The sequence below is a fragment of the Paraburkholderia sp. genome, assembly GCF_035501035.1.
Taxonomy (GTDB): domain Bacteria; phylum Pseudomonadota; class Gammaproteobacteria; order Burkholderiales; family Burkholderiaceae; genus Paraburkholderia.
Map to the genome: position 1 here is coordinate 1 of NZ_DATJWR010000096.1, position 17,855 is coordinate 17,855.

The following is a 17,855-nucleotide window of genomic DNA, read 5'->3' on the forward strand; positions in this document are numbered from 1 at the left end:
GTATTCGCGCCGGTCCAGCATTTCAGCCTCGCGCCAGATGAACTGCACGGCGCGCGTAAAAGTCTCTTGTGTGTTGAGTACGTTTCGGTCGTCCATCATGCCTCCATCATCGCGCGCCACTGCGCATATGCTTCGCGCATGCCCGTTTCGTCCGTGGCGTGTGCGGTTTTTTCTCCGTTCGGTGCCGTCGTTTCACGGTTCAAGCCGCGATTCACGAGGATCGGAATATCGGGGCCGGCATGCGAGCCGCGCTGCACGCGCTCCCAGGCCTCGGCATCATCAGGACTGCCAAATCCGAACGGGCCCTGGAAGTGCTCGTGAATGCGCAGGCGCACGCGGTTGGCTTCCTCGGGGCCGCCATCCATCGCGAGCGCGACGTGGCGGATTTCGGTTTCTTCCGCGGAAATAGGCCGCAGCACGCGGAAAAACGCCATCGAGAGCGCGAGATTCGGGAACAGGTTCAGGTTGAACCCCACCCCCATCAGCGAGCGCACGATACGGCGCACTTCTTCCGGCGTGTGGCGTTCGGCGAGTTGCGCGGCCAGTTCCTGGAAGCGCTCGGGCAGCGGCGCGCCGTCGTCCTCGTCGAGGTCGACGAGTTCGGGCACGAGCACGGCCAGGCTGTGGCCGTTGCCAAGCGAGCGGCAGAATGCCTTATCGCTCGTCATGAAGCTCGTGATCGCCGCCGCCGTTTCGTCGTCGATCGACTTCATCCACGACTTGTGCACGACAGGGAAGTGATAGAGGTCCGTCGTGTTCTCGAGCTGGATCTTCCAGTTGCCCTTGAACTTGAACTTGTGCTCGCCGTTTGCCTTGACGGGATAGCCCGCGCCCTGCTTCATGAACAGGTCGATCCACGGCTTCGCGCCGCCGAGGAAGTCTTCGAGCGGTTCGATATCCTTATTGAAGCTCGCGAAGATGAGGCCCTGGTAGATGCCCACGCGCAGCTTTTCGAGCGGCAGGTCGCCCTTTTCGCAAACGCCTTCGTAGCCGTCGCCATAGGGCAGCGCGCGCAGCGTGCCGTCGAGCGCATACGACCAGCTATGGTAGGGGCACGTGAAGCCCTTCGCGTTGCCCTTGTGCTCTTCGCACACAGTGGCGCCGCGGTGGCGGCAGCGGTTCTGGAGCACGTTGACGGCGCCCGTCTTGTCGCGCACGACGATCACGGGCTGGCGCCCGATTATCGTGGTGCGGAAGTCGCCAGGATTGGGCAACTCGCTTTCGTGCGCAACCCAGATCCACGTCTTGTAGAAAATGCGTTCGAGTTCCGCTTCGAATAGCGCGGGATCGTAGTACAGAGAGGGCGCGATGCGGTCCGTCTCTACGCGGCCGCGCAGCGTACTCGTGTCGATGGTCTGCCAGGTATCGCTCATGATGTCGGAGTATCGAGGTGGTCGCGATGTCTCGCGAAGGGAGTGGAGCGCAGGATGCTTGCTGCCTGCGCGTTGATTGAAGTCTCGTCTGCCGTGCTGCATACGTCAAATCGATCTAAAATTGAACCTCACATAAATCCGGCTGATAAAGCGATGCCCACACTCGATCACGTCGATCTCAATCTGTTGCGGGTTTTTCAGGCCATCGTCGAGGAGCGCAGCCTCACGAAAGCCGGCGAGCGGCTCGCGCTCTCGCAGCCCGCCATCAGCTATTCGCTCTCGCGCCTGCGCTCGCTGTTCGACGATCCGCTCTTCATTCGCACGCGCGCGGGCATGCAGCCCACGCCGATCGCGCTGGAGCTCGCCACGATCGTCGGCCGCGCGCTCGACACCGTGCGCGAGGCGCTGCGCTACGCCGAGCGCTTCGATCCGGCCGTGAGCACGCGCACGTTCAGGCTGTCGCTTTCGGATGCGGGGGAAATGGCGTACTTGCCGCCGATTTGCGAGGCGCTCCATCGCGAGGCACCGCAAATCCGGGTATGTGTCGAGCCGCTGCCCGTGGGGGAGATCGAAGATGCGCTGCGCGCGAGCCGGCTCGACTTTGCGATCGGCAACCTGCCCGAACTGACTTCGCGCACGCGCCATCAGCTGCTGTTCGAGGAAACCTATGTGTGCATGACGCGCCGCCGCCGCGGCTTGCCGCGCGGCGAGACGCTGAGCCTCGCGCAGTTCGTCGAGGCTTCGCATGTGCAGATAAGGTCGGTCGAGCACAGCCACCACGCGCTGGACGATGCGCTGCGCTCACAAGGCGTGGGACGAAACATTGCGCTCGAATTGCCGCACTTCGTCGCGCTGCCGGGCGTGCTGGCCGTAACGGACCTGTACGCGACGCTGCCGCGCCGCCTCGCGCATCTCTTCAACCTGGACAAGCGTTTCCAGATCTACGCGTTGCCGGTCACGATGCCCGTCGCCGCCGTGACGATGCACTGGCACGAGCACTTCCACGAGGACGAGGGCATCACGTGGATGCGCGAACTCATTCAGGGCATCATGCAGCGCTTCGACGAAGCGATGCCCTGAATGAAGCGCGGTATGTGCCCGCGCTCAGAGATCGAGCACCAGAACCGGCGAACGCGAGCGCGAGATGCAGCAGCAAATGACCTTGTTGCTCGCGCGCTCGGCCTTGCTCAGGCAGTGGTCGCGATGTTCGGGCTCGCCCGCGACCACATCGATCATGCAGGTGCCGCACACGCCTTCGCCGCATGACGTGTCGACCTCAATGCCGATCGAGGCGAGCGCATCGACAATCGACGTGTTCTTCGCGACACGCACGGTCTGGCCCGTGCTGGCCACCTGCACGTCGAACGCGTCGAGCGCGGTGCCGCTGTCGGGCGCCGCGGGCTCTGCCGCGAAGCGTTCGAGATGGATCGCGTCTTCGGGCAGGCGCTTTTCGGCCGTCGCGACCACGCGCTCCATGAAGGCGGAGGGGCCGCACGTGTAGACGTGCGTGCCCGTGGTGGCATCGGCGAAACAGGAAGCGAGCACGCCGTCGAGCGCATCGGGCTCCACGCCGAAATGCAGCTTCACGTAGGCTGCAAACGGCGCGCGCGCGAGCAGCGGCAGGAACGCCGCGTGTTCCTCGCTGCGCGCGAAATAGTGCAATTCAAAAGGCGCGTTCAGCTTGAGGAGGCGATAAGCCATCGACAGAAGCGGCGTAATGCCAATGCCCGCGCCGACGAGCACATGCCGCCGCGCCTCGGGCGCGAGCTGGAACAGGTTGCGCGGCGCGCCAACCGAGAGTTCGGTGCCGACGGTTACGTCGTCGTGCAGCGAGCTCGAGCCGCCGCGCGATGCGCTCTCGCGCTTGACGGCAAAGAGCTGCGCGTCGCGCTGGTCGGGGTCGCCGCACAGCGAATATTGGCGCGTGACGCCGGACGGGGCCGTGACGTCGATATGCGCGCCCGGCTCATACGTGTCGAACGGTTTGCCGTCGAGCCTGGAAATGCTGAACGAGCGAATGCCGTGTGCTTCGTCACGCAATGCGTCGACGCGAACCTTCAAGGTAGTGGCTTGCATGGTGAGGCCCGATCACTGAATTGGCTGAATGCTGGACTGAATGGAACGTTCGCGCGCGAAGCGCGAGGGGTGAAGCGAGCATAGAGCGGCCCGGTCGATCGGGCAAATCGATAGAAAATGGCCTCCCGGATAAATTCCACTGATAATGCGATTCCGGGAGGCGCGCGTTCCCATCAGACGTGCGTGGCGTCGAGCGCGGTGCGTTGCGTGTGCGAGCCGGTGCCCGCGCCCTGGGTCTGCTCGCGTTCGAGGCTCATACGGAACTGGCGGCAGCCCAAGCCCAGCAGCACGGCGGCGAGCAGGGCCGCGACGAGGCTCACGATCGACATCGAATGACCGACGGCGAGCGGCGAGCCGAAGACCTTGTCGGTGAGCAGCGCGACGAGCGTCGTGCCGATGCCGAGCCCGATCAGGTTCGACACGAGCAGGAACACGGCCGAGATCTGCGCACGCATCTGGTTGGGCGCGAGCGTCTGCATCGCGGCGGTCGAGGTCGGCATCGGGAACGAGGCGAAGAACATCGCGATCACGAGCAGCGTGAGCGAGAAGCCGAGGCTGTCCACCTGCGTGAACGCCACAGCCGGCAGCACCATTGCCGCCGCGCCGATACAGCCCGCGAGCATGGGGCCGTCGCTGCGGCCGCGGCGCAGCAGCCAGTCGTTGAGCCAGCCGCCGCAGAACACGCCGGTCGTGTTGGCGACGAGCAGGATCGTGCCGAGCGTGTAGCCCGCTTCCACCGGCGACATGCCAAAGCGGCGGATATAGAACGCGGGCGTCCAGCTCATGAGGCAGAACAGCGTCATCGCGTAGAACGAGAAGCCGATGTAGTGGCAGAAGAACGTCTTGCCGTGCGAGCGGATAAAGCGTGCCGAATCGGCAAGCGAGACGCGCCGCGCGTTGCCGTTCGCGTCCTGCATGAGCCCCTTGCGCTGCGGGTCGCGCACCGTGAGGATGAACAGCAGCGCCACGAAGAGGCCGGGCAGCCCCACGATGAAGAACGTGACCTGCCACGCGTGCACCGCACCCACAAGAGGCAGCGTTACCATCGATGCCTGTTTGAGCAACGCGATCACGTAGCCGCCGATCAGAAACGCGATGCCGCCGCCAACGAACGAGCCGAGCGAATACACAGCCACTGCTCGGCCGAGCTTCTCCTTGGGAAAGTAGTCGGCGAGCATCGAATAGGTGCCCGGCGAAAGCGAGGCTTCGCCCACGCCTACGCTCATGCGCGCAAGGAACATGTGCAGGAAATTCTGGCTGATGCCGCAGGCGGCCGTGGCGACGCTCCAGAGCGCGATGCCCGTTGCGATGATGCGCGGCCGCGCATGACGGTCAGCGAGGTAGGCGAGGGGTATGCCCATCACCGCATAGAAAAGCGAGAACGCGAAGCCTTGCAGGAGACTGAACTGCGTATCGGTCAACTGCAGGTCGCGCTTGATCGGCTCGATCATGAGCGCCAGCACCTGGCGGTCGACGAACGAGAAGACATAGGCAAGCATGCAGATCAGCACCACGTACCACTCGTACGTGTAGCGTCTGCCGCCTTTTGCGCTGACGGGCGTCGTGGCAGTGGTGGGGTGCATTCGTGTCCTCCGGTGTATCGATTGTGTTGTGAGCGCGAAACCTCTTGCTCTCTGGTGCATGCACACAGATGAGGCAAGCCAGCGTACGTAAACAAATTTCGAAGACAAAGGCGTATGTGTCCCACGTATCTGCTGGCAACTACCGAGCCGCCTAAAGGATTTACCAGGTGCATCCCCGCAAATCACGAGCAGACAGGCCTTCGCGGCTTCATTCACCGTGTGCTGCCGCGCTCATGAATGAAATCTATAAGTGATATACGGCCGGCTTGATCGACGTTCGATATTGGCCTTTCTAGACTCGCCCCGGTTCTGTCTGGCAAATCCCGTGCATTGCGGGCTCTGCCGGTTTTTCAAATAAACGTGGTGCGCTTCGCAGGCTTGCAAGCGAAGCGAAGATCCACTCTTCTCGCCGGGATGACAGGGATGACCAACTGGAAGTGGTGTATTTCATTCGTGGGCATGGCGGCGGCCGTGCCGGCCCTCGCACAATCGAGCGTCACGCTGTACGGCCGTATCGATACGTCGGTCGAGTACGCGAACTTCGGGCCGGACCATGTGGTGCGCATGGGCACGGGTAATCTCTTCGCGACGCAATGGGGCTTGAAGGGCGTCGAGGATCTCGGCGGCGGCTATGCCGCGATCTTCAAGCTCGAAAACGGTTTCAACTCGGCCAATGGCGCAATCAGTGGCAATGGGGCGCTGTTCGGCCGCGAGGCATGGGTCGGGCTGACCGGGCCATTCGGCGGCTTGCAGGGCGGCGAGACTTATACGGTGCTGCACACGTCGTTCGTGACCTACAGCTTGCCTGGCTACGGTGCCGGTCTCGCGTGGGGCAATGCGTCGAACAACTTCGTGCTGCCCTGGTTTCTGCGCACGAACAATACGCTGCGCTACACGTCGCCACGCATCGGCGGCTTCCTGCTGCGCGCGACGGCCTCGCGCGGCGTCAACGGCGCGAACAACGTGCCGTCGACACTCGGCGATACCTATGGCGCCTCGCTCAACTACGCGAACGGGCCGCTCTCGATCGACCTCGACTACATGCAGCAGAAGTTCAGCACGGCCACCGCCGCGGCGCTCTCGCCGACGAGTCCCACCGGGACCGGCAATTATGCGCTCGGTGCGATCTCGTACGACTTCGGCTTCGTGAAGCCCGCGTTCATTTATCTGCGGCACCGTGGCGGCCCTGACGTGACGACGGCGGTGGCAAGCGCGTACTCGAACCCGCACAACGACTTCTTCGAATTGAATGCGACGGTGCCCATCGGCAAGGCGTCGCTGCTCGTGAGCTACGGTCACTATCACAAGATCGCCGATAGCGAAGGCAATGCCGATTCGTACGGGCTGCGCCTCGACTATCCGCTCTCGAAGCGCACGGTCCTCTATACGGGCGCGGCGATGGTGCGCAACGGCGAGCACGCGGCGTTCTCGATCAACGGCGCGGGTGGCGGCGCGGTGCCGGTCGGCACGCCGGGGGCAACCGCCAGCTCGATCGTGGCAGGCATCCTCACTTCATTCTGAGCACGTCAAGCCTATGTCCGCGCTCACGCGTTGAGCGCGGGCGGCCTCAGGCTGGGCGGGATGGCGAGCCAGCTCTCGTAGGGCTCGCGCGTGCCGATGCGGAACAACTCCATGAGCAGCGCGCGCAGCCAGCGGTGGCCCGGGTCCGCGTCGAAGCGTCGATGCCAGTACGCATTGACCGGCCACGTGGACGCATTGGCGATCTCGAACGCCGCCATCTCGCCGAGCGGCGCGAAGGCGCGCGCAACGGTTCTCGGCAGAATCAGCGCGTAGTCGCAGCGATAGAGTATGGCCGGCACCACCATGAAGTTGGGCACCGCTACGCGCACGCGCGAGGCGAGCCCATGCTGTTCGAGCAGAACCGTGGCCTGCGAATGCGAACTCACCGCGATGAACTGCAACGCAGGCGGCGCCGCCCGGTCGAGCACAAACTGCTCGTCGAGCGCGTAACGCTCGGCCACGCGGCGCGGCATCATCAGCACATAGCGCTCCTGCAACAGCTCGCAGCGATGGAAGTGCGTGAACGCATGGGGAAAGTGGCCCATCGCAAAGTCGATACGTCCCGATTCGATTGCGACGTTGAACTGGCTTTCGTCGATATGCAGCGTCTCGATCACGACGCCTGGCGCGCGTTCGTCGAGTTCGCGCATTAACGTCGGCAGGAATGCGGTTTCCGCGAAATCGCTCATGTACAAGCGGAACGTGCGGCGCGAGGTTGAGGGCGAGAACTGGGCGCCTTCGTCGAGCACCGCTTGCAGGATCGAGAGTGCGCTGTCGATCGACGCCGCAAGACGCTGCGCGCGCGGCGTGGGTTCGACGCCACCGCCCGTGCGTACGAAGAGCGCGTCGTGAAAGAGCAGGCGCAGGCGACCCAGCGCATGGCTCACGGAAGGCTGCGTGATACCAAGGCGCAGTGCGGCGCGCCCCACGTGCTTTTCGGCGTAGACCGCGTTGAAGGTCTTGAGCAGGTTCAGGTCTAGATCCTGCACGCGCAGCGCGCCGTCGGATTCTTCTCCCACTGGCGGATTGAGGTCGTTGGGAGTCGCCATCAGGACGCTCGCCATGCGCCGCGCTTCGCGGTCGCGGAGGGCGGACAGCCGTAGCGGCGCGCGTACGCCTTCGCGAAATGGCCGAAGCTGTGCACGCCGTGCTCGAGCAGCACGTCGGTGACGCTGCGCTCCGGGTCCTCCATCAAAGTACGATGCACGGCTTCGATGCGCCGTTCACGCACGTATTCGGCGGGCGACTGATCGAGAAACTGGCTGAAACCGTTTTGCAGCGTGCGCGTCGAAACGCCCGCGGCTTGCGCGAGCGTTTCGACGGAAAGCGTCTCGCCGAGATGCGCGTCGATATACTCGCGCGCGCGTTTGACGTGCGCCGGCAGCGGCGGCTTCGCGCCGCGCGCGAGCGCTTCGCTGTACGAATGCGGCAATTGCATGAGCAGCAGCGTGGCCAGCCACTGCGTGAGCTCGGGGCCGAGCAGGCTGTCGCGCGCGCTCGCGTCGATCTGCTCGCACAGGCTGCACAAATAGCGCAACGTCGAATGAAACACGGCGGTGCCGCCGTGCGCGCTGCCGACTTCGAGATCGAACACTAGTGGACGGCGCAACGAGCTTTGCAGCATCTCGGCAAGCTTGATTTCGAGCGCGGCGCGGTCGATGCGCAGCAGCAGGTTGCGGCAGGCCGTATCGGTGCGGATGCAGCTCTTGCGCGAGGGCGACGACACGCTGAGGCTGCCCGTCGAGAGCGACACGCGTTCATTGCCCGATTGCAACTCGCAATGGCCGGCAAGGGTCGTGCGAAACAGGTAATGGTGATCGAGTTCGCCGGCGTCGATATGTGTTTCACGGCCGTAGCACAGTTCGAGCAGGCTCGCGCGGTGCATCGCGACGCTATACAGCTCGGCGTTCAGCGGCTCGCGGCCCGACACCTCCATGCGGTGCTCACAAAGCAGCTTCGCCACCTCGCGTTCGACGTCCTCGCGCGCACGTGTTGCGCCGAGCCGGTTGCTGTGTTTGCGGGGAATCGCAATGTCCATCGTTCAATGGCCTCGAAGAGACGGCAGAGAGCCTCTTTGCCTATGATCCGATGGTCAATAAGTCCGCGCAAGAAAGGATTCACCCTCATATACGTCGCGAAGCGTGCGCATGCGCGGGCGATGCGAAAGCGTTGCCGGAGTTGAACAGCGCTTGCGCGTGTTGTAGCGCAGCAGGAAAGCCACCCCTTTACTCTCGTTGCTATCGAACAAGGAGGTGAAGAATGAAGGTTTGCGTACTGGGCGGCGGGCACGGATGCTTTGCAGCAGCAATCGACATGCTCGAAAAAGGGCATGACGTGACATGGTGGCGGCGCGATACGGCAGGATGCGCGCGTTTGCGCGAACTGGGCGAGTTGAACGTGAAGGACTGGCGCGGCAAGCGGCGCGTGCCCGTGGGCGAGGCGCGCGGCGCCATTCGCCTCGTCGACGACCTCGGCAGCGCGGTGCGCGAGGCGCGGCTGATCGTGATCCCGCTGCCTTCCACGACTCACGAATCGCTCGCGCGCCAGCTCGCCCCGCACCTCACGGAAGGACAGGTGGTCTATCTGCCGCCGGGCACGTTCGGCAGCTACGTGTTCGCGAAGGCGAAAGCCGATGCGGGTAACCGGGCGCGCGTGGCGTTCGCGGAAACCGGCACGCTGCCCTATCTCGTGCGTCGCCACGGCGAGAACGACGTGGTCATCAGCGCCTACGCAACGCGCCTGCCCACGGGCGTGTTTCCCGCCGAAGCGGCCAGCTGGGCGTTCGCCGTGCTCACGCAAGGCTACCCCAGCGTGGAGCCGATCGAGGATGCGCTGAGCGGCGCGCTCATGAATGCGGGACCGGTGATCCATCCGCCGCTCATCATGATGAACGCGGGGCCGCTCGAGCATTTCGAGTCCTGGGACATTCACAACGAAGGCACGCAACCGTCGATCCGCCGCGTGACGAATGCACTCGACGCAGAGCGCATGGCCGTACGCGAAGCGCTCGGCTATGGCGCGCCGCATTTCCCGCTCGCCGATCACTACGCGAGCGAAGGCGACGAGTGGATGTACGGACGCGGCGCACACGGCAAATTGACGGACAGCGGCGACTGGCGCGAGAAGATCGACCTGAAGGCGCATCGCTACATGCTGGAGGACACGCGGCTCGGGCTGTCGTTTCTCGTCTCCGCCGGACGCTGGGCCGGCGTGCCGACGCCTGTAGCACAAGGACTCCTGAGTATTGCGAGCGCGGTTTCCGAGCGCGATCTTTATGGCGAGGGCCGCACGCTCGAAAACCTCGGGCTCGCTTCGCTTTCGCGCGAGGCCATGCGCGAACTGCTAGCGCGGGGGCTCGCATGACGCACCACGCTGCCGAGGTGAAACACGTCCATGTGCTCGGCGCAGGACGCATGGGGCAGGGCATTGCGCTCGCGTTCGCATTTGCAGGATTGCGCGTCACGCTCATCGATTTCAAGGAACGCGAGGCTCGCGCACGCGACGCGTTCGCATCGGCCGCGCTCGGCGAGATTGGCCGGCAGTTGCAGACACAGGTCGATTTCGGACGCATCGACGCGCAACAGGCAGCCGATGCGCTCGCGCGAGTCGAAGTGCTCGATCGTACGGGCTGCGAAGCTGTGCTGGGCGATTGCGAGGTGGTGTTCGAAGCGGTGCCCGAATTGATGGCGGCCAAGGAGGCGGCATTCGCGTGGCTGTGCGCGCGCGTGAGCAGCACGGCGACGATCGCTTCCACCACTTCGACGTTCCTCGTTACCGATCTGCAAAAGGTGGTCACGCATCCGCAGCGTCTCATCAACGCGCACTGGCTCAATCCCGCGCATCTGATACCGCTCGTCGAGATCAGCCGCAGCAGCATCACGGACGACTCGGTCATCGCGCGCCTCAAGGATCTCCTGCGGCGCGTCGGCAAGGTGCCGGTCGAGTGCGCGCCGTCGGCGGGGTACATCGTGCCGCGCATCCAGGCGCTCGTCATGAACGAGGCGGCGCGCATGGTGGAAGAGGGCGTGGCGAGCGCGCACGACATCGACATGGCCGTGCGTACGGGCTTCGGCCTGCGCTTCTCGATCCTCGGGCTGCTCGAATTCATCGACTGGGGCGGTTGCGACATTCTGTATTACGCGTCGCACTATCTCGCGAAGGAAATCGGCCCGCGCTTCGAGCCGGCCGCCATCGTCACGAGGCATATGGATGAAGGGCGCGACGGCATTCGCGACGGCCGGGGCTTCTACGACTACGCGGACGTGGAGGTGCCCGCGTATGTGAAGCGGCGGCTCGGCGAGTTCGGACACTTGCTCGAGCATCTCGGCCTGGCGCCGCGTTACAACTCGGCAATCGAGGCATAGAAGCGCATCCGTCGAGGTCGATCGACCTCGACGCGTGCCGAATTACGTCCGGCGCGTTTCGTGTGTGAACTTCAAGGTCACGACCGTGATGACGCCGAGCGCGACGAGAAACAGCGACACCGGCCAGGACGCGTGATAGTGCGAGAGCAGGGCGGTGGCGATCAACGGCGAGAGACCGCCCGCGAAAATCGAGGCCACTTCATGCCCGAGCGCTACGCCCGAATAGCGCACCTCGGTGCTGAAGAGTTCGCCGACCAGCGCGGGCAGCGTGCCGATCATCGCCCCGTGGCAGACCGCGGTGCCCACTACGAGCGCGAGCCAGATGAGCGGCGTGGAATGCGTGTCGAGCAGCCAGAAGAACGGGAAGGCCACCGCGACGAGCGAGAGCGCGCCGATCATGTAGACGGGCTTGCGGCCGATACGGTCCGAGAGCCGGCCCCATGCGAGCATCGCCCCCATTTCGACCACCATCGCGAGCATCACGCCGGTGAGCATCGTCGAACTGGGGATGCCAGCGAATTTGCCGTAGACGAGCGAAAACGCGAGGAAGATATAGGCGCCGCCGTTCTCGGCGACACGCAGGCCCATCGCCATGAGGATCTCTTTCGGGTGCCGCCGGATGGCTTCGAGCACCGGCATGTGCGATGTCTTGCCCGCCTGTTCGGCAGTCGCGAAGTCGCGGCTTTCAGGCAGGTAGCGCCGGATATACACGCCGATCGCGAAGATGAGAATGCTCGCGAGAAAAGGCAGACGCCATCCCCATGCGAGGAACTGATCGCGCGGCAGCGCCTCGACTGCGAGAAACGCCGCGGACGAGAGCACGAAGCCGCCGCCCACGCCCAACTGGCTCCACGCGGCGTAATAGCCGCGCTTTTCGGGCGGCGCGCTTTCGCTGATCATGAGGACGCCGCCGCCCCATTCGCCGCCGGAGGCGATGCCTTGCAGGAGACGCAGGGCGACGAGCGCAGCGGGCGCCCACAGGCCGACCTCGGCATAACCGGGCAGCAGGCCGATGCCGAAGGTCGCAACGCCCATGATGAGCAATGTCCAGACGAGCGACGCCCGTCGCCCATAGCGATCGCCGATGTGCCCGAACACGATGCCACCCAACGGGCGCGCGACGAATCCGATCGCGAAGGCCGCGAACGCGCCCAGCGTACCGACGAGCGGATCGGCGTTGGGCGGAAAGAACAGTTGCCCGAATACGAGCGCAGCGGCCGTGCTGTAGACGAAGAAGTCGTACCATTCCATCGCGTTGCCGGCCACGGACGCGATCACGATACGTTTTAGGGAGTATTCGGAATTCGCGGCCACGTGCTTCACGGTGGCTGGGGGATGTACGGAAGCCATAGGGACTCGCATTGAAAGGGGCAGGACGTGCACCCACGGCGGGTGGGCGACGGATCGAAGCGACTTATGGCAGGCAGTGTCGAGTTTTGAGATTGCGGCGTCAAATCAACCGAAATCGAGTGCTGTTATCAGCGCGATGGATGGGGGCAAGCCTCAAGCTCAAGGCTTCAGGCTTCAGGCTTCAGCCCGATGGAACATTGCGTAGATGGTCTCCCGCAGCCAGGCGATGCCCGGATCGGCGGCGAACTGCGTGTGCGTATGCACCTGGATTTCGATGGGCGGCAGCTTGAACGGCAAGGGCAGGATACGAAAGGCTTTGCCGCGGTTGAACCGCTGCGCGATGCTTCTCGGGAAAATGACCGCCAGATCCGTGTTCATCACGATCTCCGGCGCGACCACGAAATGCGGCAGCCTGAGCACCACTTCGCGTTTGAGATTCAGCTCTTCGAGCCACTGTTCGACCATGCGATGGCCGGTCGCATTGGTGCTCGCGTAGACGTAGCGCAGGGCCGCGAGGTCTTCGCGCGTGGGCTTCGTCTTGCGCAAGGGGTGCCCCGCGCGCACCACGCACACATGCTCGTCGACGAAGAGCGTTTGCGTTACGCAACCGGCATCGAGCCCCGGCACGTAACCGAGCGTGAGATCGATCTCGCCCGCGCGCATGGCCGCGCTCACCGCTTCGACCGGCACATTGGTCACCTCGATGCGAATGCCACGCGTCTCGCGATCGAGCATGGCGAGCAGGGGCGGCAAAAAATAGAACTCCGACATGTCCGACATCGAGATGCGGAAGACGCGCTGCGCCGTGGCGGCGTCGAATTTCGCGCGCTGTTGCACAGCCTCGTTGATCAGCGCGAACGCCTGCGAGAGCGGCGGATAGAGGCGGAAAGCGGCGTCGGTGGGCGCCATGCCGTTTGGCGTGCGCACGAAGAGCGGGTCTTCGAAAAGCGTGCGCAGCCGGCGCAGAGCGTGACTGACGGCAGGCTGCGTGAGCGCGAGCCGCTCTCCCGCTGCGGTCAGGCTGCGCAGATCCCAGATAGCGAGGAATACCCGCAGCAGGTTCAGGTCGGTGCCGGCAAGGTTGGGTTGACTCATGCACTGCGTCTCGAACGGGGGCTATGCGCGTGCCGGGCGCTTGGGGCATCGCGCCGGCTTTGCGCGCTTCCTGCTCGATGGCAGTGCGAAAGCCAGTCACGGTCCAGCGAATTTACCGTAAATGCTTCGCATTGGGTAATGCGGAGTTGCACCGCCATACGGCGGCAAAGCGTGGAAGTCGCGCCGCATTGCGTCGCGTACCGGCGAGGCGAGCGCACGGGCGAGCGAGTCCGCATCGTCGAAAACGACCTTGTTGCGCTGCATGGCGTTGGCGTGCGCGAAAGGCAAGCCGCTGCGGCTGTCCATGCGCGTGTAGATTTCCAGCTCGCGCAACGCCGGCAACTGCAGCATCAACGGCGGATGGTGCGTGAGGTAATGCGCGAGCCATGCCCCGAAGTCCTCGGCAGGACCTTCGTAGGCCACCATATAGGTGCATCGCTCTGCGTGGTCGCTTATGGCCTTGGCCTGCGGCGGCGCGAGCTTGCGCACGGCCATGACCTGCTGCGAGAACCCGTGCGTGTCCAGCTTTGCGAGCGCCGCGCCCCGCAGCGCGCGATGGACTGCGCCCTCCGGTTCGAGAGCGATCTCCAGGGCCGAGAGGTCGTCGAAGTACCATTGCAGCATGCACGACGGCGTTGCCGGATCCGGCGCGCCATGCGGACCGCCCGGGTCCGCGATCGGCTCATGCGCGACGAGCTGGCAAAGGCCATCTATTTCGCTCGCTGTGCGTTTCAATGCGTGAAGGTCGAGTGGCGGCTCCCCGCCGGATCCCCCATCGAGAAATAAGCAGACTTGCATGCTCACCCCACTGCAGTGGCAACGGCCGCGCGCGCGAGCCGATGGAACTGTCTGCCGAAATAGATCAGGCCGTCGCCTTCGTCGCGCAAAGCGATGTGCTCGATACGCACGAAGATCACGGAATGCGAGCCCACCGTCTTGCTTTCGCAGACCGTGCCTTCGAGACTCGCAATCGCGTCGGCCAGCACCGGAACCGAGAGCCGGCCCGATTGCCACTCGCATTGATCGAAGCGTTCGGCCATCGAGCAGCCGGTCATGCCCGCGAACAGGCGCGCGAGCGCCTGGCCACGCGCGCCGAGCACGTTGATGCAGACCTGCCCGTTGCCGTGCAGGATGTCGTGCACATAGCTCGCCTGATTGATGCAGACGAGCATAGTCGGCGGCGTGTCGGTCACGGAGCAGACCGCGCTTGCCGTGATGCCGCAGCGCCCTTGCGGGCCGTCGGTGGTGATCACGTTGACGGCCGCCGCGAGAGAGGCCATGGCGTTGCGAAAGTGCAGCCGCATATCGTCCTGGGTCATGGCAGTCGGACCTCCTCGTTCAGGGAAAGGGCGTGACCGGCGGGATGCCGACGAACAAAGCACCGGAAGCGTCGTAGGTGCCTTCGCCGAGGAACGCATGCTGCGTCACGACAATCGAGTCGCGAACGAGGCGCTGCAGCCGGCTCTCCTGGTAGATCGCACCGATGCCCGCCATCTTGTACGCCGCCATCACGACGTCGGCGCACGTGTGCGCGGCATGCGTCGCGCTCAGGCGCAGGATATTGGCCTCGGCGGGCGTGATCGGGTCGCCCGAGAGGATCGATTGCCATGCCGCTTCGGCGGACTCGAAGAAGAACGCGCGGGCGCTGCGCAGGCGTGCCTCGGCTTGCGCGAGGCCCGTGCGGTAGTAGGCGCGGTCGGCAAGGTGCGGTGCGCCCGTGGTGGTTTGCGTCACGCCCGACAGGCCCGCGAGCAGGTCGAGTGCGGCGCGCGCGAGACCGATGTTCACGCAAGCATGCACCTGCGCCTGGTAAGCGACGGCTGGATAGCGATAGAGGGGCTCGTCGATCAGTGCCGCACCGCCTCGCACGAAGGTCCACGCCTCATCGACGAACTTGTCCTTCAGCCGCAGGTCGTGACTGCCCGTGCCCTGCATGCCGACCACCTTCCAGTTATCGACGATCTCGACCTCGCTGGCTGGGAGGACGGCCGTGAACGGCTTGCCGGTGTTCGGCTCACCGGCATTGCCGGGCGTGCCGCCGATGCCCACTCCAATCCAGTCAGCCCCTTTGCAGCCGCTCGCGAAGCGCCATTGGCCGCTAACGTGGAAGCCGCCCGGCGCGCGTATGGCTTTTTGCAGCGGATAGAGTCCGCCGGCGAAAACCTGGTCAGGACCGCTTGCGTAGAGTTTCGCCTGGGTTTCGACAGGCAACGAGGCGAGGTACGTATTCGCCGAGCCGAACGCGGCAACCCACGCGGTCGATCCATCGGCAATGGCAATGCGTTCGAGCATCGCGAGGAACTGGTGCGGCGGCAGTGCGTCGCCGCCGAAGCGCTTTGGCGTGCTCGCGCGGTAGATGCCCGCGCGCTTCATCTTCGCGACCATGTCGCGAGGGACGTGCGAGAGTGCGTCGAAGTCGTCGCGTCGGCGCTCCACTTCCTCGATCAGCGCGTCGAGCGAAAGCGGGCCGGGGTACTCGGGATAGTCATCCTGTGCGGCGATGATCCGCAGATCGGTGGCGCGGGCATCGGAGCTTGCGGTTTGCAGGGCATGCATGGGGGGTGCCTCTTGAAAAGCTGGAAACGGGTTACGTGTCTCGGGTGGCCCCGAAAATTTCATTCGTAATGCTGATTGGCCTTGATGCGCATGGCTTTGGGCCAGGTCTCGCGAGCGAAGCAGGTGGCGATCACCGTGATTAGTCCGAGTGTGCCGAGATAGAGCGCGACCGGCACCGCGCTGTGGTAATAAGCGAGCAGGCCGGTGGCGATCATCGGCGAGAGGCCGCCACCCAGCACCGAGGAGATCTCCCGCCCGATGCCAAGCCCGGAGTAGCGCAAATGCACCGGCAGCAGCTCGCTAATGAAGGCGGGTTGCGCGCCCTCCAGAATGCCGAGCGTCAGGCTGTTCGCTAGCAGGAGTGCGGCAATCACCTTCCAGTACTCGCCCGAGCCGAGCAGCGCGAAGTACGGCCACGCAACGAGCACCATCGCAATGGCGCCGAGCAGATACACCGGCTTGCGCCCCACCTTGTCGGTAATGTGTCCGACCAGCAGCGCGACGGGGATCATCAGAAGCATGGAGAGCGTGAGGCCGCCTAGTATCCACGACGACTTGATGCCGAGAAACTGGCCGTATGCGATCGAGAAGGCGAAGAAGATATAAGACGCGCCGCCTTCGCCAAAGCGCAGGCCGAACACGGTCAGCACTTCGCGCGGGCACTGTCGCAGAACGTCGATGACGGGCATGCGGCTTTCGTTGCGCGCTGCCTTGACCTCGGCGAATGCGGCGCTCTCGCCAACCGAGCGGCGCACCCATAGGCCGAGCAGGACGAGCGCGGCGCTGCCGAGAAACGGCACGCGCCAGCCCCAGCTCAGGAAGTCGTCGTGCGAGAGATTCTGCGCGAGCATGAAGGCCCCTGTGGACAGCACGAAGCCAAACGCCGCGCCGCTCGGGCTCCAGGCGGCGAGCGCGCCGCGCCGCGCTGGCGGTGCGTTTTCGTGGATGAGCAGGATGCTGCCGCTCCACTCGCCGCCCGCGGCAAGCCCCTGGACAATACGAAGGATGACTAACAGAATAGGAGCGGCAATACCGATCTGATGATAAGTGGGCAACGCACCCATGAGCACGGTGGCCGTGCCCATCGTCATGATCGTGAGCATCATGACGGCCTTGCGGCCGTAGCGATCGCCGAGGTGGCCGCACAGCACGCCGCCGATCGGCCTCGCGATGAAACCCACGGTAAAGCCGCCGAAAGCCGCGATGGTGCCCGTCAACGGATCGCTGCCCACGGGAAAGAAGAGCTTGCCGAACACCAATGCGGCGGCGGTGCCATAGAGGAAAAAGTCGTACCACTCGAGTATCTGTCCGAGTACGGCGGTGATCACCGCTCGGCGGACGGTGCTCGCCGCGCGCACCTTGTGGGGGGCGACGAGGGGAGCACTCAGGTCAGAATTCAAGGCGTCTGGATTCATGGTGAAGGCCATGTACGAAGTTGAGGATGCCGCGCTGTGGAGATGCCGGGCAATGCAGGTGAGTCACATCGTCGCGGCATGGGGCAACGATATGAGCCGCAAAAGCGCGGGTCAAATTCGGGCCAAAAATGAGCACTATGAATGCGCTTCATGACGGGTTCCGCGCTGTCCATCCACGAAAAATCGCACCTGCTCTTCGTATCGATGCGCATTGCCCGACAGCCATGAAAATCCATGCGATGGATGATAGGCGGCATATATGATTGATTTGACAGATGTCGCGCGGATTACTAACTTGTGGTGTCCCACGATATGCGAGCACAGACAGTGCCGGGTGAAGGAATCGCGTGCACGTCGCGAAGTCATTCGCCGTGCCGCGAAAAGCAATTCATAAGACATCCTGATGAAAACAGCCACGATCGAACGTATCGAAACCCGCCTCGTCGATCTGCCGACGATCCGCCCTCACAAGCTCTCGGTCGCCACCATGTACGGGCAAACCCTGATGCTGGTGAAGGTCTA

General features: G+C 64.2%; 16 protein-coding genes and 1 pseudogene. 6 read left to right on the forward strand and 11 right to left on the reverse strand.

The annotated features are described in order from the left end of the window. Window positions 1-95: 95 nt before the first annotated feature. The gene (locus tag VMJ11_RS07245; RefSeq protein WP_325618389.1) at window positions 96-1,373 is read right to left on the reverse strand and encodes an aromatic ring-hydroxylating dioxygenase subunit alpha; all 1,278 of its coding nucleotides are present in this window, start codon (window positions 1,371-1,373) and stop codon (window positions 96-98) included. A gap of 153 nt (window positions 1,374-1,526) precedes the next feature. Here VMJ11_RS07245 and VMJ11_RS07250 point away from each other — a divergent pair, with 153 nt between their 5' ends. Next, entirely contained in the window at window positions 1,527-2,453 is a 927-nt protein-coding gene (locus tag VMJ11_RS07250) for a LysR family transcriptional regulator (RefSeq protein WP_325618391.1), read from the forward strand. Window positions 2,454-2,477: 24 nt separating this feature from the next. Here the strand turns inward: VMJ11_RS07250 and VMJ11_RS07255 are convergent, their stop codons facing one another. Both VMJ11_RS07255 and VMJ11_RS07260 read right to left on the reverse strand, forming a co-directional pair. Beyond that, window positions 2,478-3,449: a PDR/VanB family oxidoreductase gene (locus tag VMJ11_RS07255; protein ID WP_325618392.1), complete on the reverse strand. Its 972-nt coding sequence runs from the start codon at window positions 3,447-3,449 to the stop codon at window positions 2,478-2,480. Window positions 3,450-3,622: 173 nt separating this feature from the next. Further along, window positions 3,623-5,032: an MFS transporter gene (locus tag VMJ11_RS07260; protein ID WP_325618393.1), complete on the reverse strand. Its 1,410-nt coding sequence runs from the start codon at window positions 5,030-5,032 to the stop codon at window positions 3,623-3,625. A gap of 423 nt (window positions 5,033-5,455) precedes the next feature. On the opposite strand from VMJ11_RS07260, the gene VMJ11_RS07265 reads away from it, so the two are divergent. Next, window positions 5,456-6,553: a porin gene (locus VMJ11_RS07265; protein WP_325618394.1), complete on the forward strand. Its 1,098-nt coding sequence runs from the start codon at window positions 5,456-5,458 to the stop codon at window positions 6,551-6,553. 23 nt (window positions 6,554-6,576) lie between these two features. Here the strand turns inward: VMJ11_RS07265 and VMJ11_RS07270 are convergent, their stop codons facing one another. Together VMJ11_RS07270 and VMJ11_RS07275 are read right to left on the reverse strand one after the other, a co-directional pair. Beyond that, window positions 6,577-7,602, reverse strand: coding sequence for a LysR family transcriptional regulator (locus VMJ11_RS07270; RefSeq protein WP_325618396.1), 1,026 nt, complete (start codon window positions 7,600-7,602; stop codon window positions 6,577-6,579). Continuing rightward, entirely contained in the window at window positions 7,602-8,591 is a 990-nt protein-coding gene (locus VMJ11_RS07275) for an AraC family transcriptional regulator (protein ID WP_325618398.1), read from the reverse strand. Before VMJ11_RS07275 ends, VMJ11_RS07270 begins: the two co-directional genes overlap by 1 nt. A 221-nt stretch (window positions 8,592-8,812) precedes the next feature. Here VMJ11_RS07275 and VMJ11_RS07280 point away from each other — a divergent pair, with 221 nt between their 5' ends. After that, complete coding sequence (locus VMJ11_RS07280) at window positions 8,813-9,916, forward strand: NAD/NADP-dependent octopine/nopaline dehydrogenase family protein (RefSeq protein ID WP_325618400.1); 1,104 nt, start codon at window positions 8,813-8,815, stop codon at window positions 9,914-9,916. Then, entirely contained in the window at window positions 9,913-10,917 is a 1,005-nt protein-coding gene (locus VMJ11_RS07285) for a 3-hydroxybutyryl-CoA dehydrogenase (RefSeq protein WP_325618401.1), read from the forward strand. Before VMJ11_RS07280 ends, VMJ11_RS07285 begins: the two co-directional genes overlap by 4 nt. Window positions 10,918-10,959: 42 nt before the next feature. Here the strand turns inward: VMJ11_RS07285 and VMJ11_RS07290 are convergent, their stop codons facing one another. The 6 genes from VMJ11_RS07290 to VMJ11_RS07315 all read right to left on the reverse strand — a co-directional run bounded on the left by VMJ11_RS07290 (window position 10,960) and on the right by VMJ11_RS07315 (window position 17,333). Next, window positions 10,960-12,267, reverse strand: a complete 1,308-nt coding sequence (locus tag VMJ11_RS07290) for an MFS transporter (RefSeq protein ID WP_325618403.1) — start codon at window positions 12,265-12,267, stop codon at window positions 10,960-10,962. Between the two features lie 174 nt (window positions 12,268-12,441). Continuing rightward, window positions 12,442-13,362 carry a LysR family transcriptional regulator gene (locus VMJ11_RS07295; RefSeq protein WP_325618405.1) on the reverse strand — a complete coding sequence of 307 codons (921 nt, stop codon included), beginning with the start codon at window positions 13,360-13,362 and terminating at the stop codon, window positions 12,442-12,444. A 96-nt stretch (window positions 13,363-13,458) separates the two neighbouring features. Then, window positions 13,459-14,160: an ethyl tert-butyl ether degradation protein EthD gene (locus VMJ11_RS07300; RefSeq protein ID WP_325618407.1), complete on the reverse strand. Its 702-nt coding sequence runs from the start codon at window positions 14,158-14,160 to the stop codon at window positions 13,459-13,461. A gap of 2 nt (window positions 14,161-14,162) precedes the next feature. After that, complete coding sequence (gene hpaC, locus VMJ11_RS07305) at window positions 14,163-14,681, reverse strand: 4-hydroxyphenylacetate 3-monooxygenase, reductase component (RefSeq protein WP_325618409.1); 519 nt, start codon at window positions 14,679-14,681, stop codon at window positions 14,163-14,165. 19 nt (window positions 14,682-14,700) lie between these two features. Beyond that, window positions 14,701-15,918 carry an acyl-CoA dehydrogenase family protein gene (locus VMJ11_RS07310; RefSeq protein ID WP_325618411.1) on the reverse strand — a complete coding sequence of 406 codons (1,218 nt, stop codon included), beginning with the start codon at window positions 15,916-15,918 and terminating at the stop codon, window positions 14,701-14,703. 59 nt (window positions 15,919-15,977) lie between these two features. Continuing rightward, window positions 15,978-17,333 (reverse strand): MFS transporter, encoded by a 1,356-nt coding sequence (locus VMJ11_RS07315; protein WP_325618413.1) that lies wholly within the window; start codon window positions 17,331-17,333, stop codon window positions 15,978-15,980. Here VMJ11_RS07315 and VMJ11_RS07320 point away from each other — a divergent pair. Further along, complete coding sequence (locus VMJ11_RS07320) at window positions 17,332-17,487, forward strand: hypothetical protein (RefSeq protein ID WP_325618415.1); 156 nt, start codon at window positions 17,332-17,334, stop codon at window positions 17,485-17,487. The two genes, VMJ11_RS07315 and VMJ11_RS07320, sit on opposite strands and share 2 nt — an antisense overlap. Before the next feature lie 249 nt (window positions 17,488-17,736). Continuing rightward, window positions 17,737-17,855, forward strand: a pseudogene (locus tag VMJ11_RS07325) (muconate cycloisomerase); the annotation flags it as partial.

What these genes read in the sequence shown, in the direction of transcription:
- VMJ11_RS07275 (WP_325618398.1), bottom strand. Translation starts at nt 8,591, where the DNA reads ATGGACATTGCGATTCCCCGCAAACACAGCAACCGGCTCGGCGCAACA.
- VMJ11_RS07270 (WP_325618396.1), bottom strand. Translation starts at nt 7,602, where the DNA reads ATGGCGACTCCCAACGACCTCAATCCGCCAGTGGGAGAAGAATCCGAC.
- VMJ11_RS07310 (WP_325618411.1), bottom strand. Translation starts at nt 15,918, where the DNA reads ATGCATGCCCTGCAAACCGCAAGCTCCGATGCCCGCGCCACCGATCTG.
- VMJ11_RS07320 (WP_325618415.1), top strand. Translation starts at nt 17,332, where the DNA reads ATGGTGAAGGCCATGTACGAAGTTGAGGATGCCGCGCTGTGGAGATGC.
- VMJ11_RS07260 (WP_325618393.1), bottom strand. Translation starts at nt 5,032, where the DNA reads ATGCACCCCACCACTGCCACGACGCCCGTCAGCGCAAAAGGCGGCAGA.
- VMJ11_RS07255 (WP_325618392.1), bottom strand. Translation starts at nt 3,449, where the DNA reads ATGCAAGCCACTACCTTGAAGGTTCGCGTCGACGCATTGCGTGACGAA.
- VMJ11_RS07290 (WP_325618403.1), bottom strand. Translation starts at nt 12,267, where the DNA reads ATGGCTTCCGTACATCCCCCAGCCACCGTGAAGCACGTGGCCGCGAAT.
- VMJ11_RS07300 (WP_325618407.1), bottom strand. Translation starts at nt 14,160, where the DNA reads ATGCAAGTCTGCTTATTTCTCGATGGGGGATCCGGCGGGGAGCCGCCA.
- VMJ11_RS07315 (WP_325618413.1), bottom strand. Translation starts at nt 17,333, where the DNA reads ATGAATCCAGACGCCTTGAATTCTGACCTGAGTGCTCCCCTCGTCGCC.
- hpaC (WP_325618409.1), bottom strand. Translation starts at nt 14,681, where the DNA reads ATGACCCAGGACGATATGCGGCTGCACTTTCGCAACGCCATGGCCTCT.
- VMJ11_RS07280 (WP_325618400.1), top strand. Translation starts at nt 8,813, where the DNA reads ATGAAGGTTTGCGTACTGGGCGGCGGGCACGGATGCTTTGCAGCAGCA.
- VMJ11_RS07250 (WP_325618391.1), top strand. Translation starts at nt 1,527, where the DNA reads ATGCCCACACTCGATCACGTCGATCTCAATCTGTTGCGGGTTTTTCAG.
- VMJ11_RS07295 (WP_325618405.1), bottom strand. Translation starts at nt 13,362, where the DNA reads ATGAGTCAACCCAACCTTGCCGGCACCGACCTGAACCTGCTGCGGGTA.
- VMJ11_RS07285 (WP_325618401.1), top strand. Translation starts at nt 9,913, where the DNA reads ATGACGCACCACGCTGCCGAGGTGAAACACGTCCATGTGCTCGGCGCA.
- VMJ11_RS07245 (WP_325618389.1), bottom strand. Translation starts at nt 1,373, where the DNA reads ATGAGCGATACCTGGCAGACCATCGACACGAGTACGCTGCGCGGCCGC.
- VMJ11_RS07265 (WP_325618394.1), top strand. Translation starts at nt 5,456, where the DNA reads ATGACCAACTGGAAGTGGTGTATTTCATTCGTGGGCATGGCGGCGGCC.